Source organism: Vibrio sp. ArtGut-C1 (assembly GCF_002105475.1).
GTDB lineage: Bacteria > Pseudomonadota > Gammaproteobacteria > Enterobacterales > Vibrionaceae > Vibrio > Vibrio diabolicus.
The window spans coordinates 40,774-65,148 of sequence record NZ_NCTH01000023.1 but is presented as its reverse complement, the minus strand read 5'-3'; the positions used below and the strand labels follow the sequence as shown (position 1 = coordinate 65,148).

At 46.0% G+C, this 24,375-nt stretch carries 16 protein-coding genes, 1 tRNA gene and 1 pseudogene; 11 read left to right on the top strand and 7 right to left on the bottom strand.

All coding sequences use genetic code 11. The features are described 5' to 3' along the window. The first annotated feature begins 28 nt into the window (after positions 1 to 28). Positions 29 to 1,117, top strand: a complete 1,089-nt coding sequence (locus B7360_RS17860; RefSeq protein WP_085344237.1) for a DUF3541 domain-containing protein — start codon at positions 29 to 31, stop codon at positions 1,115 to 1,117. Positions 1,118 to 1,171: 54 nt separating this feature from the next. Here B7360_RS17860 and B7360_RS17855 read toward each other — a convergent pair whose 3' ends face one another. Further along, positions 1,172 to 2,380, bottom strand: coding sequence for a NupC/NupG family nucleoside CNT transporter (locus B7360_RS17855; RefSeq protein ID WP_005393641.1), 1,209 nt, complete (start codon positions 2,378 to 2,380; stop codon positions 1,172 to 1,174). A gap of 562 nt (positions 2,381 to 2,942) precedes the next feature. Here B7360_RS17855 and B7360_RS17845 point away from each other — a divergent pair. Together B7360_RS17845 and B7360_RS17840 are read left to right on the top strand one after the other, a co-directional pair. Further along, positions 2,943 to 3,026: transfer RNA gene (locus B7360_RS17845), tRNA-Leu, on the top strand. A gap of 32 nt (positions 3,027 to 3,058) precedes the next feature. After that, positions 3,059 to 3,670 carry a DUF2913 family protein gene (locus B7360_RS17840; protein WP_005393639.1) on the top strand — a complete coding sequence of 204 codons (612 nt, stop codon included), beginning with the start codon at positions 3,059 to 3,061 and terminating at the stop codon, positions 3,668 to 3,670. Between the two features lie 74 nt (positions 3,671 to 3,744). Here B7360_RS17840 and B7360_RS17835 read toward each other — a convergent pair whose 3' ends face one another. Both B7360_RS17835 and B7360_RS17830 read right to left on the bottom strand, forming a co-directional pair. Further along, positions 3,745 to 5,145, bottom strand: coding sequence for a tryptophanase (locus tag B7360_RS17835; protein ID WP_085344236.1), 1,401 nt, complete (start codon positions 5,143 to 5,145; stop codon positions 3,745 to 3,747). A gap of 298 nt (positions 5,146 to 5,443) precedes the next feature. Next, the gene (locus B7360_RS17830) at positions 5,444 to 6,688 is read right to left on the bottom strand and encodes an NADH:ubiquinone reductase (Na(+)-transporting) subunit B (RefSeq protein ID WP_005393635.1); all 1,245 of its coding nucleotides are present in this window, start codon (positions 6,686 to 6,688) and stop codon (positions 5,444 to 5,446) included. Between the two features lie 163 nt (positions 6,689 to 6,851). Here B7360_RS17830 and B7360_RS17825 point away from each other — a divergent pair, with 163 nt between their 5' ends. From B7360_RS17825 to B7360_RS17810, 3 genes are all read left to right on the top strand, one after another. After that, a complete protein-coding gene (locus B7360_RS17825) occupies positions 6,852 to 8,240 on the top strand; it encodes a cytochrome ubiquinol oxidase subunit I (protein WP_085344235.1) in 1,389 nt (462 codons plus the stop codon). 11 nt (positions 8,241 to 8,251) lie between these two features. Further along, the gene (cydB, locus tag B7360_RS17820) at positions 8,252 to 9,250 is read left to right on the top strand and encodes a cytochrome d ubiquinol oxidase subunit II (RefSeq protein WP_085344233.1); all 999 of its coding nucleotides are present in this window, start codon (positions 8,252 to 8,254) and stop codon (positions 9,248 to 9,250) included. A gap of 174 nt (positions 9,251 to 9,424) precedes the next feature. Beyond that, positions 9,425 to 9,829 carry a cystatin gene (locus B7360_RS17810; protein WP_085344231.1) on the top strand — a complete coding sequence of 135 codons (405 nt, stop codon included), beginning with the start codon at positions 9,425 to 9,427 and terminating at the stop codon, positions 9,827 to 9,829. A gap of 47 nt (positions 9,830 to 9,876) precedes the next feature. On the opposite strand, the gene lhgO is transcribed toward B7360_RS17810, so the two are convergent. The 3 genes from lhgO to B7360_RS17795 form a co-directional block, all read right to left on the bottom strand. Then, the gene (gene lhgO / locus B7360_RS17805) at positions 9,877 to 11,103 is read right to left on the bottom strand and encodes an L-2-hydroxyglutarate oxidase (protein WP_085344229.1); all 1,227 of its coding nucleotides are present in this window, start codon (positions 11,101 to 11,103) and stop codon (positions 9,877 to 9,879) included. A gap of 8 nt (positions 11,104 to 11,111) precedes the next feature. Then, positions 11,112 to 13,235 (bottom strand): TRAP transporter permease, encoded by a 2,124-nt coding sequence (locus B7360_RS17800; RefSeq protein ID WP_085344227.1) that lies wholly within the window; start codon positions 13,233 to 13,235, stop codon positions 11,112 to 11,114. Between the two features lie 88 nt (positions 13,236 to 13,323). After that, on the bottom strand, positions 13,324 to 14,334 hold the full coding sequence (locus tag B7360_RS17795) for a TAXI family TRAP transporter solute-binding subunit (RefSeq protein ID WP_085344225.1): 1,011 nt from the start codon (positions 14,332 to 14,334) through the stop codon (positions 13,324 to 13,326). Positions 14,335 to 15,170: 836 nt separating this feature from the next. On the opposite strand from B7360_RS17795, the pseudogene brnQ reads away from it, so the two are divergent. Next, a pseudogene (brnQ, locus tag B7360_RS17790) lies at positions 15,171 to 16,481 on the top strand (branched-chain amino acid transport system II carrier protein). A gap of 103 nt (positions 16,482 to 16,584) precedes the next feature. After that, positions 16,585 to 17,793, top strand: coding sequence for a diguanylate cyclase (locus B7360_RS17785; RefSeq protein ID WP_085344224.1), 1,209 nt, complete (start codon positions 16,585 to 16,587; stop codon positions 17,791 to 17,793). Between the two features lie 45 nt (positions 17,794 to 17,838). Here B7360_RS17785 and B7360_RS17780 read toward each other — a convergent pair whose 3' ends face one another. Continuing rightward, positions 17,839 to 19,188 (bottom strand): sigma-54 dependent transcriptional regulator, encoded by a 1,350-nt coding sequence (locus tag B7360_RS17780; protein WP_085344222.1) that lies wholly within the window; start codon positions 19,186 to 19,188, stop codon positions 17,839 to 17,841. Positions 19,189 to 19,357: 169 nt separating this feature from the next. On the opposite strand from B7360_RS17780, the gene B7360_RS17775 reads away from it, so the two are divergent. From B7360_RS17775 to B7360_RS17765, 3 genes are all read left to right on the top strand, one after another. Then, positions 19,358 to 21,430, top strand: coding sequence for an ATP-binding protein (locus tag B7360_RS17775; protein ID WP_085344220.1), 2,073 nt, complete (start codon positions 19,358 to 19,360; stop codon positions 21,428 to 21,430). Between the two features lie 213 nt (positions 21,431 to 21,643). Next, positions 21,644 to 22,771: a conjugal transfer protein TraF gene (locus tag B7360_RS17770; protein ID WP_006741246.1), complete on the top strand. Its 1,128-nt coding sequence runs from the start codon at positions 21,644 to 21,646 to the stop codon at positions 22,769 to 22,771. 191 nt (positions 22,772 to 22,962) lie between these two features. Then, positions 22,963 to 24,354, top strand: a complete 1,392-nt coding sequence (locus tag B7360_RS17765) for a glycoside hydrolase family 1 protein (protein WP_085344219.1) — start codon at positions 22,963 to 22,965, stop codon at positions 24,352 to 24,354. The last annotated feature ends 21 nt before the right edge of the window (positions 24,355 to 24,375 follow it).

Here is a 24,375-nt window from a genome sequence, read left to right as displayed (position 1 = left end):
GATTCAGGACTTCATAGGGAATGGATTTATGCGTATCAAACCTCTTAGCTTAGCGGTCTTACTCTCTTGCTCACTTACCTTTGCTGTTCAGGCATCACAAGAAGAGATACCGCTCCTAGATAATGCTCAATCAGCACAGTTGATTCGTAGTACCTACGAGCAGGAACTGTTCACTTTACCTGCGTTTAAAGAGGGGCACTTTGGCTTACGCATGTACCGTCAGACGTTAGATGAGAAATATCTCGCTGCCGTTTGGACCGACATGGCACAAGTAGCTAGCCGATTAAACCGATTTGCTAATGAAGTCGTTGAACCTGAAGACATTATTCTTTATTCATCACAAAGATTGACCGCGTATCAAGAGAAAGAAAGTGAGCGAGGGCAACGACGCTATACCGTCACTAAACACCATCCTGAATATCTTTATCTTGGCGTGGATTTGCTTGGCGCAATGGCAAGAGCAAACGAATATGGTCTGAAACATAAGCAAGACAAGACGCTAAGAAAGATCCTGAGGCGCTACGATTTCTCGCGTTACGTTACGGACAAAGAAATGATAGAGGCGTGGGCAGCTCAGCTCGCAAACCAAGTCTACTGGCTTCGCCAGCTAGGCGAGCAAGATGTGGTCGAGGAATTTACTCAAACCTTTCGCAATACCTACCCCGACGATAAAGATAAGATGCTGTCAGCTCAGCAGTATTGGAACAAGCTCTATGGTATGACGCACATCATCTTTGCCGATTCACAGTATTATCAGGAGCGAGTAAGCGAAAAGAAACACCAATGGATTTATGATTACTTTCGCAACAACATCGACACAATCCTGCTAAGAGCCAAAGAAGACGTGATTGCAGAAGTCGGCATTTCGTTTTTATTAGCAGGCTTGGATCACGATCCGGTCGTCGAGAAAACCCGCCAAGCCATTCGTCACGCAATCAACGCTGAAAAAGGGATGATTCCATCGGTCGATGGGAGTTTTGATCTCAAGTACGGCGAGCACCGTAATGTCCTAGCCATCATGCTGCTCGATTGGAAAGGGGTACATAAAGCGCCAACTTATCAAGAGCACCCTGACGCTTTTAAATCAATACCCTACGGCTTAATACCTAAGCCTTAGAAATAATAAAACCCGCCATTTAGGCGGGTTTTTAGTGTGCATCTTCAATCTAAATTAGAGCGAGATGAAAATGCCCGCTAAACACGCACTCATCAGGTTAGCGAGTGTGCCAGCAGCAACCGCTTTTAGGCCTAAACTTGCTACATCTTTGCGGCGCTCAGGTGCCATCACGCCGATAGAACCCAGCTGAATCGCAATTGAGCCAATGTTTGCAAAGCCACACAACGCAAAAGTGATGATGACTTGAGTATGCTCAGACAGCGTCGCTTTGTGCTGTACAAAATCGATAAACGCGACAAATTCGTTCATCACCACTTTCTGACCAATGTATGAACCCGCAGCAAGGATTTCGTGGCTTGGCACACCAATCAACCACGCTAGAGGTGCAAACAAGTAACCAAAAATCGCTTGTAGCGTCACACCAGAGAAACCAAGTATGTCACCTAAGTTTTCTAGTCCCGTGTTCACCATCGCGATAACACTAACAAAAGCGATAAGCATGGTACCAACAGCAACGGCCACTTTCATACCGCCCATAGCACCGCTTGCCAGCGCATCAATAACGTTGCTTTCTTCTGATTTATCTAGCTCAATATCGTTGTAATCGCTTGGCGTTTGGCGTTCAGGAACAATGATTTTTGCCATCATCAAACTACCTGGAGCTGCCATAAAGCTTGCCGCAATCAAGTATTTTAGGTCAACACCTAAACCGGCATAACCACCAAGCACACTGCCCGCCACTGAAGCCATACCACCAGCCATCACAGCAAACAGTTCAGAGCGAGTCATGTTCGAAAGAAATGGACGAATAAGAAGTGGGGACTCGCCTTGAGATAAGAAAATGTTACCTGTTGCAACCAGAGACTCTGCTTTGCTGGTGCCCAAGAACTTCTGGATAGCACCGCCAATAAATTGAATCACTTTTTGCATAATGCCCAAGTAGTAAAGGGCGGAGATAAGAGCACTGAAGAAGATGATGATAGGAAGGACACGAATAGCGAAGATAAAGCCAGAAGAAGCGAGGTCACCAAAGAGGAATTTAATCCCCTCATCAGCAAAGCTGAGTAGCCCCGCGACACCATTACTTAAACTCGCCAGCGCCGCCTGACCTAACGGGAAATAAAGCACTAAGGCAGCAAATCCCATTTGTAGCATCAAGGCGCGAGATACGGTTTTCCAATTAATGGAAGAACGGCCCTCAGAAAGTAGGAAAGCACAACCTAGCAGTGCAACAATACCAAATAGACTAAATAGAACACTCATGAGCTGGACCTACTGAACGTTGAAAAAGAAAAAAGAGCCAAAGGAATTGGCAGAAGAAAGGGACAACGCAGCGAGTGATAACTCGCCTTCAGATCCAGAATGTAGACAGAACGAATAGTTCGACATCTTATTTTTACCTTATACAAGCAATTGAACGTAGCTGGTCCGGTCCGTGGGGTCATTCACTGCTGGCGAGCATATTGCTTGGCCTGCTCCATGTGACGGCTTGTATGGGTAAGGGTCCTGAACAACTAAACCCTAATTCCCGCTTAAACGGGACGCAAGTATAGCCAACAAAAAGAGATATTCATCACATTTATTTACGCAAACGTTCAAGCGTTCAAAATTTAGGCAAAAACGTTCTTTTGTCGTCATACTGTTAATAAAAGTAAGGGCATAAGGACAGACTTTGATGGTAAAAAACGCAAAAGTGACCAATAAATACGCAATCAAACTCGAAAGATCCAAAATTCGTCATTTTGCTCTCGCCAACAGGTGGATTTTGGTTATACAATTCGCGGTGCTTCTTTTCGAGGCCTCTGAGTATTCAGAGCATCATGATGCCGAGATGGTGAAATTGGTAGACACGCTAGCATGAGGTGCTAGTGCCTTTGGTGTGAGGGTTCGAGTCCCTCTCTCGGCACCATTATCCTTCTTCCCTAATTTTGTTCGAGTGTAATGCAAAGTTCTAAGCAGGCAAGACAGTCTACAGATGCTAACCAACTTCTGAGTGAGCTTGCGGTTCACGCTTTATTGCACCTGCACTTTAAAATTCACGCGTCCTCAGATGGTCTCTCCCTTAAAGAGCGTAACGACTTACTGCAGAAATGGCTGAAGCCAAAACTGAAGAGTAATCGCTATAAGCTGATTAAAAAGCCGTTAAAGTCTTTGACTCAACAGGCAAAAGGTGAGAACGGAAATCTGGAAGCGTTACTCGAACGTTGCGTGGGTGCAGATAAACCAAGTAACCCTCAACCTGATCTAGATAGCTACTTGCTGTTGATTAACGAGATTGAGAAGAAGTTGGGGACTACCGTATTATTATCTCGACCGGAAGACGTCGACTTATCTCACGACCAACACGGCTGTTTGCTGTGTGTGCTTTCTGAGAACTTAAATCAGCACTTCGATGATAATAACGCCCTAATCGCTCCTATTTCGATGCTGTTCCGTGGACCAATGAGTCAACGCTCACTTTTCCTTGGCAGCATTTACGCCAGTGGTACATTCAATTATGAAGTGCAGTACCAGGACGATCAGTTCGTTCGCATTACATTAGAGTTGGCGTAACTGTAACGCTAAGAAACAAATCGAAAAAGGCCGCGAAACTCGCGGCCTTTTGCTTTTCTATATTCAAACCTTAATTAATCGATTTCTTTAAACCGAGCAGTAAAGTGGCGCAGCACTGGTGGTTCATACTCAAAAGTGAGCCCTTTTAACTCATGTGCACGATTTTTCAGCTCGATAATCGCATCCGCAATGTAATCCATATGATCGTTTGTGTAGACACGACGTGGAATGGTCAAACGCATTAATTCTAACTCTGACGCTTTTTGTTTACCCGTATCAGGGTCACGACCAAGCAGTAGTGATCCTATCTCTACTGCTCGAATACCCGCCTCCAAGTACAAGGCATTACACAATACCTGCGCAGGGAACTGATCCGTTGGAATATGTGGCAAAATCTTAGCGGCATCCACAAACACTGCGTGACCACCCGTTGGGTATTGAATTGGAATACCGCCTTCACGTAAGCGCTCACCTAAGTATTGAACTTGGCTAATTCGGTAGTGAAGAAAATCTTCATCTGCCGCTTCATACAAACCGCGAGCGAGCGCTTCCATATCACGCCCAGCCATACCGCCGTATGTTACAAATCCTTCCATAGGTACGCAGCGCGTCTGCACCGCCTGGAACAACTCCTTATGGTCACGAATACAACACATGCCACCAATGTTTACCATCGGGTCTTTCTTAGCCGACATCGTCAACATATCGCCGTATTGATACATCTCGCGAATGATTTCCAGAATCGATTTATTCTCGTAACCCGCTTCACGCTGCTTGATAAAGTAGGCGTTCTCACAGTAACGAGCCGAGTCAATCACCACTGGAATATCGTACTTGGTTGCAATCTCGTACACGCTGCGCATGTTTTCCATCGATACAGGCTGACCGCCGGAGCTATTACAAGTAATCGTGGTGATAATTGCACAAATGTTATGCGAACCGTGCGCTTCAATTGTTGCCACCAGCTTATCGATATCAAAATTGCCCTTCCAATCATAAGGCGTAGTGGTGTCGAATGCTTCTTCCGTTACCACGTTAATCGCTTTACCGCCATTGAGTTCAATGTGACCCGCTGTGGTATCAAAATGGTAGTTCGAGATAAATACTGGCGTTTCGCCACCACGCACCTGACGCATACGCTCAATCAAAGCTGGGAACAAAATTTGCTCGGCACCACGCCCTTGGTGCGCAGGCACGGTGAGCTTATAACCGAAGAAGTGCTCCACTGCATCACACAGGTTGTAGTAATTTCGACTCCCCGCATAGGATTCATCCCCCATCATGATGCCAGCCCACTGATTATCACTCATGGCACCAGTGCCAGAGTCAGTCAGCAAATCGATATAAACATCATCACTACGAAGAAGAAATGGATTATAGCCCGCTTCTTTTAACGCGACTTCACGGTCTGCCAAAGTCGTCATTTTGATTGGCTCAACCATTTTGATACGGAAAGGTTCTGGAATACGTTTCATTGTTAATTTCCTTATACGCATTGCCCTACGCGGTATCACGTAAGACTAAAAAACAAATAGATAGAATGCTTTTCAATGCGGTTGCATTGAGGAAATCAACGAGAAGAGATTTTACTAAGAAGAGACAAGCAGTAGTCTAGGTTGTACCAGAACGACAGCACCAAACGGCTATCGAGAATATCCTTTATTCTCATCGTCTTCGTCCTCCTGATAAAAATAAAAAGCCAGAAACCCCATGTTTCTGACCTTTTCAATATAGTGCAGTTTTCAATCAACTTTCAGTGAGGTCACCCTCATTTTAAGAAGGTCTCGCCCTTTTCATTCTGCGTTTGATATTACTTTCTTTGACTAAATAATCGAAAAGTGGCGCGAATAAGTTAGCAAATAGAATCGCTAACATGATGCCTTCTGGATACGCTGGGTTCAGCACTCGGATAAAAATCGTCATCACACCGATTAATAGTCCGTATGCCCATTTACCGCCATTGGTAAAAGCCGCCGAGACGGGATCTGTCGCCATAAAGAAGGTACCAAACGCGACCCCACCAATCACGAAGTGCCAGTAAAACGGCATGGAGAACATTGGGTTAGAGTCCGAACCGATCGCATTCAATAGTAATGAAGCCGCCACTAAACCAACCAACACGCCTGCAACGATTCGCCACGACGCAATCTTCATAAAGATAAGAACCAAGCCTGTTAGTGTAATCAACAACGTGGAGACTTCACCCATCGAGCCTGGCAAATTACCAACAAAAGCATCTCCCCATGAAATTGGTTGTCCCGTCATATTATTTATCAAGGCACTTTGCCCACCTTCATACCATTGGCTAAGTGGAGTAGCGCCAGAGTAACCATCAGCCGCGACCCACACGGCACCACCGGACATGTTGGCAGGATAAGCAAAGTATAAGAACGCGCGCCCTGCCAGAGCTGGGTTTAGGAAGTTTCGCCCTGTACCACCGAAAATCTCCTTCGCCACAACAATACCGAAAGTGATACCCAAAGCCGCTTGCCACAGTGGAATTGTCGGAGGAAGGATCAACGCAAAGAGTATAGAGCTGACAAAAAAACCTTCATTTACCTCATGCTTTCGCACAATAGCAAACAGAACTTCCCAGAAACCACCAACGATAAACACCGTCGCATAAACCGGGAGAAAGTAAGTAGCACCAAGCCACATTTTACTTGCCCACCCCGCTTGTGAAACCGCATCTAACGAGCCCCATACCCAACTCAGTTGCCACGAAGAAGCCAGCGCTTGCTGAGCTGAGGCTTGATCCATTCCATACAACAAAGCATCGCTGGACTGCTGACCTATGTTGTACATACCCCAGAACATGGCAGGGAAGACCGCCAGCCACACCATGATCATAATACGTTTTAAATCGATGCTATCTCGAACGTGAGTCATGCCCTGGTTAACCTTACCAGGCGTGTAAAAAATGGTTTCGACAGCTTCGAACAATGGATAGAACTTGTGATACTTCCCACCAGGGCCAAACTTAGGTGTCGCTTTCTCAAAGTAGTGTTTAAGGCTCATAACAACTCCTCCTTTTTCTAAAAGATGGTACGCACTGCCGTAAAAAGCGATCGTTTTTTAATCTCTTAGCCTTCCTTCTTCGTATTCCATTTTGTTCGTCGCTCTTCCCTCATCTCTTCCAATTCGGCGAACTGTTAATTCGAAACTAAAAAAGGGAATGCCCATGGACACACTCGCCATCGATTTAGCCAGATTCCAATTTGCCTTTACTGTCTCTTTCCACATCATTTTTCCAGCGTTTACGATTGGTTTGGCAAGTTACCTCGCCGTGTTAGAAGGCTTGTACTTAAAAACGGGCAACAAACAGTACATGCAGATCTATAAATACTGGCTCAAAATCTTTGCCATCAGCTTTGGTATGGGTGTGGTAAGTGGCATCGTGTTGAGCTATCAATTCGGGACCAACTGGAGCGTGTTTGCCGACAAAACAGGCCCAATCCTAGGCCCGCTAATGGGTTATGAAGTTTTTACTGCGTTTTTCCTCGAAGCGGGCTTTTTAGGCGTGATGCTTTTCGGTATGGATAAGGTAGGTAAGAAGCTTCACTTCGCCGCAACTTGTATTGTTGCATTCGGGACGTTTTTGTCTGCGTTTTGGATACTTTCGGTTAATAGTTGGATGCAAACACCAGCGGGCTATAGTATCAACGAAGCCGGACAGTTTATCCCAGAAGACTGGTGGGCGATTGTCTTCAACCCTTCCTTCCCTTATCGGCTCGTCCATATGTTGCTCGCGGCTTACCTCACTACCGCCTTTGTTGTAGCGGGCGTTGCCGCTTATCACTTATTAAAGGCAAACCATAATCCACTAGCCAGAATTATGTTCTCGATGGCAATGTGGATGGCAGCCATCGTGACACCAATTCAAATCGTTGCTGGAGACATGCATGGATTAAACACCCTTGAACATCAACCCGCCAAAGTCGCCGCGATGGAAGGTCACTATGAGTCTCACCAAGGCGCGCCATTGATCCTCTTCGGTATCCCTAACGATGAAGAAAAACGTATGGAATACGCACTGGAAATCCCCAAACTCGGTAGTTTGATTTTAACTCATGACCTCAACGGTGAAGTGAAGGGATTAGATGCTTTTCCAGAGGAGGAACACCCTCCTGTCTCTATCGTTTTCTGGTCTTTCCGAGTAATGGTCGCGCTTGGTTTTGGCATGCTTGTTATTGGTTTGTGGAGCCTATGGCTAAGAAAACGTCGCAAACTTTTTGATTCAAGGGCACTTCAACGTATTTGTGTCCTGTTTGCCCCAGCGGGGTTCATTGCAGTTTTAGCAGGCTGGATAACCACCGAAGTCGGTCGCCAGCCTTACACCGTATACGGTCTTTTAACCACAGCCAATTCGGCATCGCCTATTGATACCGCCGCGGTGAGCGTCTCCCTGACGGCGTTCATCGTGGTTTACTTTGTGGTTTTTGGAGCAGGCTTCTTCTATCTCCTGCGTTTGATGCGCAAATCTCCAACTCGATATGAAGAAGGTCTAGATAGCCGACTTCCTGATGGCACGAAAACCGATGCCATCGCACACTCTAACCATCTAACCTAGGAGGCTAGCTCATGGATTACGCATTAATTTGGTACGCTTTGATCGGGCTCGCCGTTCTGATTTATGTCGTGTTAGATGGCTTTGATCTCGGTATTGGTATCCTATTCCTCAGCGCTAATGACGATGAAGAGCGCGACATGATGATGAACAGCATCGCTCCTGTTTGGGATGGTAATGAAACTTGGCTAGTTCTTGGCGGTGGTGGGCTTTTTGCCGTGTTCCCCCTCGCCTACGCGGTCATTATGCCAGCACTCTATGCTCCTCTGATTTTAATGCTGCTCGGGTTAATTCTGCGCGGGGTTTCTTTTGAGTATCGCTTCCGAACACAACGCGGAAAGTTTTTATGGGATAGCGCTTTTTTCATTGGTTCACTCACCGCGGCATTGATGCAAGGCATTATGCTCGGAACCCTGCTCCAAGGTATAGAGGTTAGTGAACGAGCATACGCAGGTGGATGGTTTGATTGGCTTTCACCATTTAGCGTATTTTGTGGCCTGGCGCTTGTTTGTGCTTATATTCTGCTCGGTTCATGCTGGTTATTAATCAAGCTTCCAGAAGAGCTGATGGGGCGTTACTACGTGGTCGCGCGACGATGGGGACTAGCGATGGTAGCCTGTATATTCATCGCCAGTTTGTGGCTGCCATTGAGCCAAAATATCGTCTTTGAACGTTGGTTCTCATTACCAAACTCGCTACTGTTTTTCATATTACCAATTATTGCAGCGGCACTCATTTGGCAGCTATTCAAAGCCTTACTCGACCACAAAGCCGTCCGAGCCTACGTTCTTGCGATCGGCCTGTTTCTTGTGTCCGCGATGGGTTTCGGTGTCAGTACATTCCCTTACTTGGTCCCATTCGCACTCACTTATCAAGACGTCGCCGCGCCAGACAAAAGTTTGGCATTTTTACTTGCCGGTGCGGTGGTATTACTTCCTCTGATCATAGCCTACACGGCTTATTCGTACTGGATTTTCCGCGGCAAGATGAAACGTGGAGAAGGATATCACTGATGAAACTAAAACCCATTTTGTGGTTCATTGGCATTTGGCTGGCAAGCGTGGTCGCCTTGTTTATCATCAGTTCGTTGATACGAACTGCGATATTGTAGGCCCAGAGTCTACTGCACCACATCTGAAGTCATTGAGGTCTATACTCAAGCAAGAGTAAAACAACGGAGTGTATTTATGACCTTAAAGCAGATTCTGGCAACTTTGATTCCTTTGACAGGTCTACTGTTTTCACCAAATGCATTGGCCGTAGACAAGCAGATGTCATCCACCATGAAAAGTAAAATGCGGTCTATTTGCTCCGCAACAGAAGAGCAGGGCCATTGGCAAGTTGCTGAAGCAACTCCTGACGCCAGACGCTCACTTAACATGGTGCTTTATCAAATGAATGCCGATGATAAATTGAAAGCGATTCATGAAGTGAGAACGAAAATGGTCGGAGGCACCCATTATGCATTTGAGTTCGAGTTGCAAGATGGCCAAGTCTGGAATGCGATTGTTTTACACAGCGATCGTGGCGATTACATGATCGAAAGACACGCCAAGAAAGGTGAACTTTGCCCTAAAGATGGCGACTCCTAATCCCCAGATTCAAATAAAACAAAGGCGACAGTTACGTCGCCTTTGTTTTATACAGTTTTCGCCTTTATCTTCTCATTCACTTTATCGCAAATGTATTCCCCAATCGGCATTGCAGATGTCGCTGCGGGAGAGGGTGCGTTGCAAACATGCAAGCTTCTTGCGCTCTCGGCAAACAAGAAGTCATGAACCAAAGTGCCATCAGATAACACCGCTTGCGCACGAATACCCGCAGGATATGGTTTGAGATCTTCCACCTTGATGCTTGGGCAGTATTTTTTGACCAACTTAAGATAGCCCGGCTTCCACCACGAGTTCTTAAACTCATCCAATCCGGTTTTTAGATGCTTTTGTGTCACCTTCCAGAAACCGGAGAAGCTGAGCATCTGCATGGTATCTTGCAGGCTAAAGTTAACCTTGTCGTACCCTTCTCGTTTCCAGCCTTGCACCGCATTTGGACCAACGGTCACACTGCCATCAATCATGCGAGTTAGGTGGACACCTAAGAATGGCAAATCAGGGTCGGGAATTGGATAAATAAGATGATTCACCACTTGGTCGTGTTTGCTATCTAAGCGGTAGTATTCACCACGATAAGGGATGATCTGAAAGTCAGTTGGAATACCCATCATCTTAGTCATGCGATCCGCCATCAAGCCGCTGCAAGTGATCAAGAACTTAGCATTGAGCTGCATGGTTTGACCGTCTGAAATGCAGGTCAGTTGGACTTCTTCGTCCTTCTCTTCGGCAGCCACCACTTTGGTTCTCAGGCTAATTTGCCCGCCGAGCTTTTGGAACTCTTCCGCCATCTGCTCAGTGACCAAACGATAATCGACAATACTGGTGGTTTTGACATAAATCGCGCCCAAGCCTGTGATGTTTGGTTCAGCCAGTTTGAGTTGAACTTCATCGAGTAGCTTTACGTCGATACCGTTGACATGGCAGCGCTCATAAAGGGCATTCATACGTTCGACTTCTTGCTCATTGGTCGCAACCAACAACTTGCCACAGTTCTCCACCGGAATATCGTGCTCAGCACAGAACGAAATGGTTCGCTCTACCCCACGCTTACAAAAATCGGCTTTTAAGCTGCCCGGCGCGTAGTACACCCCGGCATGAATCACGCCGCTATTGTGTCCGGTTTGATGCTTGGCAAAACCGGACTCTTTCTCAACCAATAAAATGGATTTGTCTGGATGACGTTGCTGCAGTTGCCATGCTGTCGACACGCCAACGATACCGCCACCGACAATGATGTAGTCATAGACTGATTTCATACGACCTCTTATAAAACCGATAGTTGAGATTGTTGCAATTTGAATTTGCGACCACTGTAAATGAATACCACGACAAATACCGCGCAGCTTGCCACACGAACCAACATTGGGATGTCGTGCCAAACCAGCAATGTACCCACCACTACCAACAAGAGACGCGTCAGAATGTTTAGAGGACCTTCCAAGTAGCCTTCAATCGCACCAATCAATGCATAGGTACCGATGATGGCAAAGAAGCCCACGGTAATCACTGACGTCACATCCCAACTAACTAAGCCTGTGTAGGCAATAAGTAGCGGTACAAGATACAAACCTTTGGCGATTTTCCACGCCATCAAACCGGTGCGCATTGGCGGTGTTTTGGCGATGGTTGCTGCTGCAAAAGCGGTCAAACACACTGGTGGTGTTACGTTGCTGTCTTGCGATAACCAGAAGATGATGAGGTGAGCAGCCAGCAATGCCAAACCTACTACTTCCATACCCAAACTTTGCTCTAGTAGCGTCTCCATAAAGTCCGCAGGTACTAGCGCCACCATTTCTTTCGCGGTTTCCAACGCCATTGGTGCATTAAGCAGTTCCAGCTTTTCTGGCGCCGCCAACATAAAGATGGCTTTTGCTTGTTCAGGCAATTGACCTGACACCATCAATTCAAGCAATTGGTTTTCCGCAATCAACTTGTAAAGCGCTGGGGCAGACAGTGTACCCAATACAATATACGCCGCTGTCACAGGTAAACCCATACCCAAAACAAGAGAAGCGAGCGCGATCAGAACGATCATGATGAACAAGTCACCATTCGCCCAGCCGTCGATCATCAATGAGAATGTGTTGCCAATGCCCGTTGTGCTGATCACGTTGATCACCAAACCAATACCCACCAGCAATACGGCGGTTGTCGCCATGTTTTTCGCGCCTTGCGAAAGTGCTTCGATGATCGCTTTTGGTCCCATCTTGTGATCTTTCGAGAACCAAGAAGCCACCACCACTGAAATGATCGACAAGCCCGCAGCGTAAGTCGGTGTAAAGCCTTGAACCAACAAAGTAACCAAAACCGCCAGCGGGATAAGGTTGTGCCAACCGCTGATCAACACTTTCAGTAGAGATTCATCGCTAGTCGTGATTTTTTGAACGCCGCTGCGTTTGGCTTCGATACGCACAAAGAACGCAACAGATAAGAAATAGATAAGAGCAGGAATAAAAGACACCGCGATAATATCAACATACGGAATTTGCGTGTAAGACGCCATGATGAAAGCACCCGCGCCCATTACTGGTGGCATCAACTGACCACCTGTCGACGCTGCAGCTTCAACCCCCGCCGCAAAGCGTGAAGGGAAACCTGCTTTTTGCATCAAAGGAATACTGATAACACCGGTGGAAACCGTATTTGCCACACTTGAGCCAGATACTGAGCCCATCAAACCGGAGCCAATCACCGCAATAAAACCGGGACCACCGATGATTTTGCCTGCCGCAGCTCGTGCCACATTGATGATGTAATCACCGACACCAGAACGCACAAGAAACGCACCAAACAGAATGAACATAAATACGAAAGTCCAGCTGATGCGCGAGATAGAGCCAAACATGCCCTCAGAAGAATAGAAACTGCGGTAGAGCAAGGTCTCCATGCTCAAACCCGGGAAGTGGAAAATACCTGTTGTCCACTTACCCCAAAGCACAACGTAACTCAGACACACCACAATCAGCACAGGAATAAACCAGCCCATGGTGCGTCGGATCAGCTCAATAACAATCAAAATTGCCATGATGGCGAAGACCCAATCGCTGGTCACGAACTTCACGCCACGTTCATACAGCGCGTCTTCGGCATAAGGAATGTAGAGCAAACATGCGACCGCGCCCATGGCAATTAACACATCGATACCGAGTGCAATCTTACTCTGCTTGAGAGAGATATGAGCCGGATACCAAAGCGCACAAATCACCGCAAAGCCAGCAAAGTGGGTCGCGGAAATCCATAACTCTGGTAACGTCGATAAGGTATTAAACCAAATGTGCAAAGCAGACAACACCACGCCAAACACTGTAATTGTGGTGGTTACCCACGGAAAATCAGTGCGCGTGGGCAGCTCAAACTTCTGCAATTCCTTTTCTATTGAGTCGCTCATCTCATACTCCAAGCTCTGGCGGCTTTTTCCATCTTAGAAATCGGTAGGGATAAAATGCCCCGAGCCAAAACTCGGGGCCAAGTTAGCGTTATTTCGCCATTAGGTCTGATGGGATTTCGATGCCCATTTCTTTATAGTAACGCGCCGCGCCTGGGTGAAGAGGCACTGGTAAGCCAGCGATCGCTTTCTCAATCGCCATTGCTTTTGTTGCTTTGTGGATACCTTGTAAGAAAGGCAGGTTCTCGTAGATCGCTTTGGTTAGCTGGTAAACGTCTTCTTCCGAGATATCTTCACGAACAGCCAAGAAGTTCGGCTGTGCAATGGTAGTGATCGGCTTATCTAGACCAGGATACGTGTTCGCTGGGATCTCGTACTTCGTCCATAGGTTGTAGTTACCATTCGCCTCTTTGATTTGTTCGTCAGTAAACGAAAGAATCGAAATGTCTTTACCCAACGCAGCGAAAGCTTGAGTGACCGCACCAACAGGTACGCCTGCAGGCGGGTTCATGCCGTCAATGGTGCCGTTTTGAAGTGCGCTCGCGCTGCCACCGTAGCCCATGTAAGCAAGGTTGAATTTATCAGGGTCTACTTTCAGACCTTTCATGATTTGGCGACCAGAGTTCTCAGTACCAGAATTCTTCTTACCGATAGAAAACTTCTTGCCATCTAGGTTGTTCAGGTCAGTCACTGTGCCAGTTTTTGCTAGGTCAGAGCGAACAATAAAGTGCTCAACGTTTTGCCACAGCATAGAGACTGAGCGCAGTTGTTCTTGACGACCGCTCTTCTCATAAGGACCTTCACCAGACCAAGCCCATGCACCGTAAAGACCTTGTAGGATCGCGAACTGTGCTTCGTTCTCGTTCAGCAGTTTGACGTTTTCACCAGAGCCCGCAGAGCTGATTGCAGAAAGGGAAAAGTGGTGCTTTGGTGCCAATTTCACTTTGCTTAAAGTCGCCAACGCTACGCCCACAGGGTAGTAAGTACCACCTGTCGATGCCGTTGCAAGAATGTAGCTACGATCTTCTGCCGCAGCGTTAGCAGCAATACCAAAAGAAGTCACAGCGACAGCCAAAGCTTTTACCAGCTTATTCATTTTCATTATTACTCTCCGTGTAGTCGTTTCACGATTGGGGATTTACATCATGTTAAATCTTCATTAACAACAAATTCCCTAAAGCAATTGAAATGCCAACTTTTAAGTCATTGTATTTATTGACATAAGCACAGAAAGACATCAAAAATGAGCAAAATTATGCTGATTTGATAGCAAAGCGATGAGCAAGATCTTGCTTATTCAAGAGGAGAAGGTTGCACGCCTAGATCGCAAAAGGTTAATGAAATGTGACCAACACGAAACAAATGCCTAATTCGCTAATAAGCAATATTTTGCCGACGTGACTTTGGATTGGACTACAACTAATGAGCGTCTTAACAATAAGAATAAAAAGCGCATCATTCTAAACTGCTCACTTTACCAGCGGAGGCTTATAGCCTAAACGACTACAAATAGCACAAAAATACAGCAAAACAAGCCATGTTAATGAAATGAAAAGTCATTTATTCTAATTTTGAATTTAAAAACCAGTTCGATCCACCAGTTCAGAAACAAACATTGACCGTATCAACTTATTTTCTACTTCGGGGTTGTGCCAATAGCCCTATGTTCGTTAGGGTAACTACACACCAAGGCAAACGTATTCCTTGGTGCTTTTTTGTCACTAAGGATCACTCATGTCAGCAACTGCGCAATCACAATTCGCTTTAAAACGCCCATCTGGCGTTGCTGCTGCGATCCTCCTGCTCTCTCTGGAACTGATCCAGAGCTGACAGGCTATATCTTAACTTTCTGTCAGCTTGAGAAGAAGCTGACGGGAACACCACATACTCCTCCCATTCCTTTCAGTTTCTTCCAAGCGAAACATAAGAGGAATAACAATGTTAAGCGCACGCAATATCGCCGCTTTGGGCTTCATGACTTTCGCCATGTACTTAGGCGCAGGTAACCTGATCTTCCCTCCATTTTTGGGTTACCAAGCAGGTGAAAACTTTCTGAGCGGGATGTCTGGCTTCCTCTTGACGGGTGTAGGTCTACCTGCGATGGCACTGGTGATGGTGGCTATCGTAAACGGTTCAGACAAATTAACCGCCGCCCTACCTAAACCTTTGGCGACCAGTTTTTGGGTGATGGTGTTTATCGTGATTGGTCCTGCATTCGTAATACCACGTGCGATTACCGTGGCTTACCAATTTAGCTTTGCACCAATGTTTGGTGATGCCGCTTTGGTGCCTTTCACAATTGCTTTCTGCGTTATCACTATCTTGTTTGCGCTGTACCCGGGCAAATTGGTCGACAACCTAGGCAAGATCTTAACCCCTGCATTGATGGCTATTTTAGTGATCATGTCTGTAACCGCTCTGGTTTACCCAGCCGGCGAGCTTACTACTGCAACGGGACCATACGTATCTGGCGCATTTGCTGAAGGCTTGACCCAAGGCTACATGACCATGGATGCACTAGGCTCTATCGGTTTTGGTTGGATTATCTTCCGTGCGATTCGCAGCATGGGTGTGGATTGTCCGAAAGCCACTGCAAAATACACACTAATTGCTGCTTTGATGTATGCAGTTGCCATGGCATTTGTTTACATCTCATTGGCTTACATTGGCTCAACAAGCTCATACTTAGGTTCTGAGTTCAGCAATGGTGGCGACATCTTAACAGCGTTCACCTTCAGCCACTTCGGTGCATTTGGCTCACTATTACTAGGTGCCGTGATGGTATTGGCTTGTTTGACTACAGCTATCGGCGTAACCACTGCAGGCAGTGAGTTCTACGATAATACTTTCAGCAAAGTGAACTACAAAGGCTGCGTTATTACGACCATGGTGTTAGCAGGTTTGATTGCTAACGTAGGTCTGGAACAACTATTGGCTATTACATTGCCTGCGGTTGTGGTACTTCACCCAGTGGCGATTGCATTGATGATCATGGCACCAGTGCGCAACAAGATGTCGCAAATCATGGTGGTTACGACCGCATTCACTGCTCTAGCGTTTGGTTGTGTTGATGCGCTGCACATCCTAGGTTACATGCCAGATTCCACCGATGAGTGGATGGGTAATTACATGCCTCTGTACAATGACTTTGCTAGCTAGATTATGCCTAGCGTATTTATGATGATTGTTGGTCTGCTGTTTACGACGAAAACCAACCAAACCGAACAATTCGAGCTGGTAAATGAATAGCCGTTTAACATAAGACATCACTCTATAAGTAAGTTAATATGTAGTTCGCTTATTGATATCAGGCAAAGGAGTTGCCTGAACTATGGATTGATGTGGAGCGCTTATGGACAATCAGTATTTAGACATCAGAACGCTCAACTTTATCGTTATTCTGTTCTCTTGCATTTACTCAATCAGTCTACTTTGTTACCAATACACACAGAAAAAAATCAAAGGCTTAAAGACTTTTTCTCTCTCGCTGTTATTTATTGGCTTTGGGCCTTTTTTACTGGGATTTAGAGGCTCCGCACCAGATTGGCTTACCATCGTCATAGCTAATACGCTCATATTAATCGGCTTCTTGCTTACGCTTTACAGCGTGAGCATTTTTCGTCAATTCCCTCTAAAACTGGCCCACTCACTCGCTTTTTTAACGCCCATTTTCAGCGGTTCGTTTTATTATTTCACTTTCCATGACCATTCAATTAAAAGCCGTATCATTTACTTAAGTGTTTATATCTGCATCGTTACGTTTTTTAGTGGGATCGCCATGCTGAAAGGCAGTAAGAAAGACCAAAAACTCCCAACCATAGTGATGGCGTGCTCCTTCTTTTGCTTCAGTATTTTTATGGGCTTCAGAGCACTTTGGAGCGCTTTCGCCAATGAAGTGCCAAATTTTATGACCGCAGGTTTTATCCACCAGATGACGTTTTTACTTAGCATCTGTCTGATTGTCGCTATGAGCTTTAGCATGTTGTGGCTAATTAATGGCCGCTTGATACAGTCAATCAATGATCTCTCACATTTAGACGCCCTCACAGGGCTTCATAATCGTCGCGCGATGGAAGAAATTGTTCCAAACCTTGTTAATCAAGCGCACAAACGGAAGCAATCAATAAGCATCATCATGACCGACATGGACGAGTTCAAAGCGATTAATGATCATTATGGCCATACGGTAGGCGATTCCGTCATGGCTACGATTGCCGCTATCTTTAAGAAACACCTCCCGGAGTCAGCTTGCACAGTACGATTTGGTGGTGATGAGTTCATGATTGTTTTACTTGAAAAAGCACACCGAGCCAAAATTGTTGCCGAGCAAATTCGCCTAGCGGTAGAAACAGAAGCCTCACTGCAGTCATTCGAAAATGAGATCACCATGAGCTTTGGAATCAGTGAGTTATCTGAGGGACAATCGCTTCACGAGGTCGTTGCTGAAGCAGACGAAGCGCTGTATAGCTCTAAACATACGGGCAGAAACCAAGTCACCTTGTTTGGAGAAGGGAAAGGCCTAACTTATAAGTTTGTCCCGACTCCCTCGAAAAGCGCATAATCATATTTGTGACGCCCATAGCGGTAAGTCAGCTTAAAAATTGCGTTAAGTATAATCCGAGCGATTTAAACCAAACTTTTGCATCTTTTGATTCAAAGTTCGACGAGGTAAATCCAACTCCTGCATCACCTCATTAATGCGTCCCTGATGCCTGACCAATGAATCATGCAGCACCTTGCGCTCAAAATTATGTAATTGAATAACCAGTGGAACACCCACTTGCGTCTCCTCCGTGGTTGACGAAGGACGGCTAGAGAGAATTTCCATCACGGATACCGTTTCATCCAAAGCAAAACGCATAGCCACGTTTCGCAGCTCTCGAACATTTCCAGGCCAAGCGTAGGAAAGCACAGCGTTTCTGTCGGCATCACTCAATGGTCTGGTTTCAGGGTTAGTTTGCAAGGTGAAGTGCTCAAACAAAATCAGTGAATCTTCTTCTCTCTCCCTGAGTGGCGGCAAATAAATTTGCGCGACGTTGAGCCGATAGTATAAATCTTGCCGAAACTCTTCATGATCATTGAGATCTTCTTTCGCCGCCGCGATCACTCGTAAATCAACCGAGATCTGTTGATTGCCTCCAACGCGCTCAACTGTATGTTCCTGTAATGAACGCAGCACTTTCACCTGCATGGACAGCGGCATACTCTCGATTTCATCAAAGAATAAGGTGCCTTTATCCGCGTATTCCAATTTGCCAATGCGCTTTTTACCCGCTCCGGTAAATGCCCCAGCTTCATGCCCAAACAGCTCACTTTCAAACAGGTTCTCAGGAATGGCGCCACAGTTGATTGGCACAAAATGATGGGTTCTGCGTTGGCTTTCATTGTGCAAACTGGTCGCCACCAGCTCTTTACCACAACCTGTTTCGCCGTAAATGATCACGTTAGTATCGATTTTCGCCAGTTTCGCAACTTGCTCGCGTAATTGCTGCATCACTCGACTTTGACCAATGAGCACCTCTTCTAAACCACTCACGCTAGCTAGATACTCTTGGCGGTGAAGCGTCGATGTTTGCGCGCGATGGCTCTCGACCGCATCTGTCACACGTTGAGACAAACGCTCCGGCTGGAAAGGTTTTTCAATAAAATCAAACGCGCCGTTTTGTAGCGCATTCACCGCCATATCCACATCACCATGACCAGTAATTAGTATCATTGGTGTTGGAATGTGATTCGCAATAAGGCTCTCTAAAATCGAAAGTCCATCAGTATCTGGCAAACGAACATCACTAACTATCGCATCAAACTCTTGGTTCAGAATGGCGGTTTTGCCTTCCTCCCCCGAGCTAAAAGCTATGACGTCAAACCCCGCCAATTGCAGCCATTGGCTTGTTGCTTGACGAACGATGTCATCATCTTCAATTAGGGCGATACGCGGAATGTCGTCAAAAGTCATGAGTTACTGCCTGATCGGTGATAGAAGTCTTTGCTAAAGTTAGCAAAAACCATGCTATAGAAAAGGAGCTAGATCCCACTTCTTAATCACAATTCTTTAACATCCAATCAGTTAAGCGCACTCTTTCACTACCAACTACGATAACTATATTCAGCCAAACGGAGTCCGAATGCAGCGCACTAAGAATGGGAAAATGTGGCTAACCGCCGTATTGATCAGTGCGCTGGTGATCTTTTTCTACGGTGCTAGCCGAGAGGTGGCCCATCAATGGCTGAGCGTCCAAACTCAACAAGAAGCACAACAGAAACTCCTCGACTACATTGGTGAAGTCCGCCGAGCATTAAAACGTTTCTATCACCTTCCCTATCTCGTCACGAATAACCCAGAAACAATTGCGTTTGTGAAAGGCAATTTAAACTACTACGAGCCACTTCAAGCACAACTGACACAGCTCGATAAAGCCGCGAATACAGAGGGTTGGTTGATACTTTCAACCTCGGGAGAAGTGTTGGTATCGAGTCTGATCGATGAACGGTTCAGCCGCTCTGACCGCCGTGCAATTGTCGAACAAATACAACGTCAGGGAGAAGGCGTCTCACTGGTGAATAAAACAAAAGGTTCTAGTCCGCTTTACTACCTCTCTGCACCAATTTTTAATGGTTTGGAGATAGCGGGCATCGTTGTTGTTCAAATCAACCTGAGTTTGCTAACGGAGCAGACCATCACCAGCCAAGACATCATCACGCTACAAAATCGCCATCAACGCTTCTTCCTCTCCAGCAGTACAAACTATAACGCCGACTGGTTTAATGAACCGAATAACCAAGTCAAAGTCGAAACTCAAACGCTGTATGACAATACGGTGATTCATTTCTGGACTCTCAATCGGCAGCGCTACTTTGCACACACAGTAAAGCTGGACGACTTAAACTGGTTTGTCAGTTACCTTATTCCGACCAAACCTGTTCAGCAAACGATTAGTGTCATTGGATGGAGCATCGCAGCGCTCCTCCTGCTCCTTATTCTATTGGTGATCATTGGTTTACAGCGTCGACAAAAACATCTCAATCAGCAGCGTATTCAAGCCTTACTAGAAGAATCGCAACGCCGACTTAAACAGATGATCAATAAAACACATGTTGGTTTGTTGTTGATTGATGAACAAGGTCTATTGTTCGACCTCAACCCAATGGCAAAACGCCTTTTTTGTCTTCCTGAAAGTGTGAATCGTCATACCTTCGCCTGGGAGTTATTTGATGCGGGTAATTCAAATTCGACCACACTCACTTTGCTTAGAGATCTGCCAAAGCATAAGGAACTAGCAGAGATTAGCGCTGTAGAAACCATGGCGCGACGCAGTGATGGCAGCGTATTTCCTGTACTCTTTTCACTCACTAGCTTCCCATGGCACGGTGAGCAGTATTTCCTTGCTACCGTAATCGACATTAGCAAACGTAAAAAAGCGGAACAATCGCTGCAGCTGATTAACCAAGAGCTCGCTCAAAGGGTGGAAGAGCGAACTCAAGCTTTAAAACAAGCCCAAGAGCAATTGATTGAATCAAGCAAAATGGCAGCATTGGGCAGAATGTCGAGCGCGATTACCCACGAGTTAAACCAACCATTGACCGGCCTGCGTACCCTTTTAACCACCAATGAGTTGCTAGCAGAACGTGGACAAACAGACATGATGAAAGCCAATAACAAGTTGATTCAAAAGTTGATTGACCGCATGGCAAGCATGACCAGTCAGCTAAAAACGTTTGCCTACAATAAACCAGAGACACTGCACGAGATATCGCTGACAAACGCTTTAGAAGAGACGCTACGCGTCTATCAATCTCAACTCGCGAAGGTAGATGTTCGGGTACGCATTCCCAACGACTTACCCAATATCATTGGCGAAGAGCAACGCCTACAACAAGTGCTCGGCAACCTAATTTCCAACGCATTAGATGCGATGAAAGAGACCCAAGATCCACAGTTAATGATTGCCGTTACACCCACTTCCGATAATGTCGAGGTCGTGGTAAGTGATAATGGGTGTGGGGTACCTTCAGACCAACTCGATACCATGTTCGAGCCTTTCCAAACCAGTAAAAAAATTGGTGAAGGACTGGGGTTAGGACTTTCCATCACCGCCAACAATATGCGAGATATGCAAGGGAAAGTCAGTGCGCAGCTCAACGCTGATAAAGGCATGTCCTTCACCTTAATGTTTGAGCTCGCTCCTCATCGTAGCTAACCCAATACCATCCACCTCTTCAGCTTTTCTCCACACAATTAAAGAGCAATAAATCTTAATCAACTTTATAAAGCGAGTTGCCTAACCTACGCTTAACTTGATGAATCGCCACATGCTATTCATCAGCGCAATTTTTGGTGGTTGACACCAAGTTTTAGCTCCCACCATCTAATTTATTGATAAGTAATTATTTAAAGTAAGAATGGATGCGTTATGAGAAAACTAACTTTAGCAGCAACAGGGGCGCTTTTTATTTTATCACCTCACGCTTTTGCAGCACCTTACGCAGCAGACGCTCGAAGTCACGGAATGGGAAATACAGGCGTCGTTTCCGCTGACTATTTAACCGCTCCTCTACACAACCCAGCCCTAGGCGCTCTCTATCGAGAAAATGACGATATCGGCCTACTCATTCCTGCTCTCGGCGTCAATATTCACGATGAGGATGAAGCTTTATCAGCCGTTGATGATGTTCAAGACCTTTACGATAGTATTCAGGGCATTCCCACACCTGCGAACGAAGCCGAACTTAATCGACTACTCGATCAATTAGATAAGAGTGCTCCAGTCGTCATTAACGGAGGTCTGAGCCTCGCGATTGCGATTCCGACACGCTACATGTCGGTAAACCTTTTTAGCGCTGGTTATGTGGAGATACTTGCGGCACCCGATATCTCAGATTCAACAAACACCGCAGATCGATACCTCAATTCTGCCGTCGACCTAGCGGCTTTCGGTAGTGCGGAATATGGCGTTGCCTTGGCTCGCGCTTACACGATAGGTGGGCAGCAATTCGCATTTGGTATTACGCCCAAATACCAACAGCTTAAAACCTATACGCAGCGTACAACACTAGATGACTTTGATATCGAGGATTACGACAAAAGTGAAGTATCAAAGAACACGTTCAATATGGATCTTGGGGTCGCTTGGTATCACAACGCATTTAGAGCTGGTCTCTCGTTAAAAGACGTCTTCGAACAAGATATAGAAACAAAACTAGGCAACTATACCTACGAACTCACGCCACAAGCGACCCTTGGTATCGGCTATGTCGGGGACTATGTCGCTCTGAGCCTAGACGCCGATCTCACCAAACAAAAGCGCTTTAAAGAGCTCGACGATGACACCCAGTTTATTCGCGTTGGTATCGAGGGGAATGCTTGGGGATGGGCGCAACTCCGTGCTGGTTATGAAGTTGACCTAGAAAATAACCTCGATAACTCGGTGACAGGTGGCATTGGCATCAGTCCTTTTGATGTGATCAGTGTAGACCTAGCAGGGTCTTACGCTGGCGATAACCAGTTTGGCGCGGCGGCGAATTTAGCATTTACGTTTTGAATACGAATGCCAACCTAAATTCACTTAGGTTGGCATTGTTAACAACCATCCTATATCTCAATGTTTATCATTACTGACGTTTGGTGATGAACTGATAAAAACACGATCTCGCTACAAGTATCGAGATGTCTCCTACACTATTCTCAAGCAATAAATCCACAAACATTTCCTAAATATAAAGAGTGAGAAACATGATTAAGTTTCCAGATAATTTCCTTTGGGGTGGTGCCATTGCGGCAAACCAGGTAGAGGGGGCATACAACCTTGGGGGGAAAGGTTTATCAACATCAGATATGTTGCCAAACGGCATTCTGAGCCCGCATCAAACGCGTGAAGAACGAACGCCTGGTATCAAAGATCTTGCGATCGATTTCTACAATCGCTATCCAGAAGATATTGCCCTGTTTAAAGAGATGGGATTCACCTGCCTGCGCTTGTCCATCGCTTGGAGTCGTATTTTTCCTAATGGCGATGAGCTTGAGCCAAACGAAGAAGGACTGGCGTTTTACGACAAAATTTTTGATGAGCTGGCCAAACACGATATGCAACCATTTGTAACGCTTTCTCATTACGAGATGCCTTACGCCTTGGTTGAGAATTATGGTGGTTGGGGCGATCGTCGAGTGATCGAGTTTTTCGAGCGTTACGCTAAAACCGTGTTAGAACGCTACAAAGATAAGGTCAAACTGTGGCTTACCTTTAACGAAATCAACATGTCACTACATGCGCCATTTACGGGAGTGGGCTTGCAAGAAGACGCCAGTGAACAAGACATTTATCAAGCGATTCACCACCAGCTTGTAGCAAACGCGAAAGCGGTAAAACTGTGTCAGCAAATCGTACCAAACGGCAAGATTGGTAATATGCTGCTTGGCGCAATCAACTACCCATACACTTGTAACCCTGATGATGTGTTAGCCGCCATGCATGAAAACAACAAGTGGTTGTTCTTCGGTGATGTACAAACACGTGGTCAGTACCCTGGCTACATGAAGCGTTACTTCCGTGAAAATGGCATTGAAATTCAGATGGAAGAAGGCGACTTAGAAGAGATCGCATCGGCAAGTGTCGATTTCATCTCATTCAGCTACTACGCAAGTGGCTGTGCGAGTGCCGATCCGAAACAGAAGGAAGTGGGTAACATCGTCGATAGCGTACCAAACCCATATCTTGAGAAGAGCCAATGGGGCTGGTTGATCGATCCAAAAGGCCTGCGCGTTTTGCTTAACTTCCTTCACGATCGTTACCAAAAGCCGCTATTTATCGTCGAGAATGGCTTAGGCGCTCGTGATGAATTCGATGAAAACGGGGAAATCCAAGACGATTATCGAATCTCATACCTTAATGATCATTTGGTTCAAGCACACGAAGCGATTCTTGATGGCGTTGAGTTGATGGGCTTCACCAGCTGGGGGCCAATCGACTTGGTGGCTAACTCAACAGCCGAAATGAGCAAGCGTTACGGTTATATTTATGTCGATCGTCATGATGATGGGCAAGGAACGCTAGAGCGTAAACGCAAGAAGAGCTTCTACTGGTATCAAGACGTGATTCGTACTTCAGGCGGTTCATTGAAAAGCTAAGCCTGTTGTCTGGATATAAAG

Excerpts from the sequence above, each read along its gene's own strand:
- B7360_RS17860 (WP_085344237.1), top strand. The coding sequence starts at position 29 with ATGCGTATCAAACCTCTTAGCTTAGCGGTCTTACTCTCTTGCTCACTT.
- B7360_RS17855 (WP_005393641.1), bottom strand. The coding sequence starts at position 2,380 with ATGAGTGTTCTATTTAGTCTATTTGGTATTGTTGCACTGCTAGGTTGT.
- B7360_RS17840 (WP_005393639.1), top strand. The coding sequence starts at position 3,059 with ATGCAAAGTTCTAAGCAGGCAAGACAGTCTACAGATGCTAACCAACTT.
- B7360_RS17835 (WP_085344236.1), bottom strand. The coding sequence starts at position 5,145 with ATGAAACGTATTCCAGAACCTTTCCGTATCAAAATGGTTGAGCCAATC.
- B7360_RS17830 (WP_005393635.1), bottom strand. The coding sequence starts at position 6,688 with ATGAGCCTTAAACACTACTTTGAGAAAGCGACACCTAAGTTTGGCCCT.
- B7360_RS17825 (WP_085344235.1), top strand. The coding sequence starts at position 6,852 with ATGGACACACTCGCCATCGATTTAGCCAGATTCCAATTTGCCTTTACT.
- cydB (WP_085344233.1), top strand. The coding sequence starts at position 8,252 with ATGGATTACGCATTAATTTGGTACGCTTTGATCGGGCTCGCCGTTCTG.
- B7360_RS17810 (WP_085344231.1), top strand. The coding sequence starts at position 9,425 with ATGACCTTAAAGCAGATTCTGGCAACTTTGATTCCTTTGACAGGTCTA.
- lhgO (WP_085344229.1), bottom strand. The coding sequence starts at position 11,103 with ATGAAATCAGTCTATGACTACATCATTGTCGGTGGCGGTATCGTTGGC.
- B7360_RS17800 (WP_085344227.1), bottom strand. The coding sequence starts at position 13,235 with ATGAGCGACTCAATAGAAAAGGAATTGCAGAAGTTTGAGCTGCCCACG.
- B7360_RS17795 (WP_085344225.1), bottom strand. The coding sequence starts at position 14,334 with ATGAAAATGAATAAGCTGGTAAAAGCTTTGGCTGTCGCTGTGACTTCT.
- B7360_RS17785 (WP_085344224.1), top strand. The coding sequence starts at position 16,585 with ATGGACAATCAGTATTTAGACATCAGAACGCTCAACTTTATCGTTATT.
- B7360_RS17780 (WP_085344222.1), bottom strand. The coding sequence starts at position 19,188 with ATGACTTTTGACGACATTCCGCGTATCGCCCTAATTGAAGATGATGAC.
- B7360_RS17775 (WP_085344220.1), top strand. The coding sequence starts at position 19,358 with ATGCAGCGCACTAAGAATGGGAAAATGTGGCTAACCGCCGTATTGATC.
- B7360_RS17770 (WP_006741246.1), top strand. The coding sequence starts at position 21,644 with ATGAGAAAACTAACTTTAGCAGCAACAGGGGCGCTTTTTATTTTATCA.
- B7360_RS17765 (WP_085344219.1), top strand. The coding sequence starts at position 22,963 with ATGATTAAGTTTCCAGATAATTTCCTTTGGGGTGGTGCCATTGCGGCA.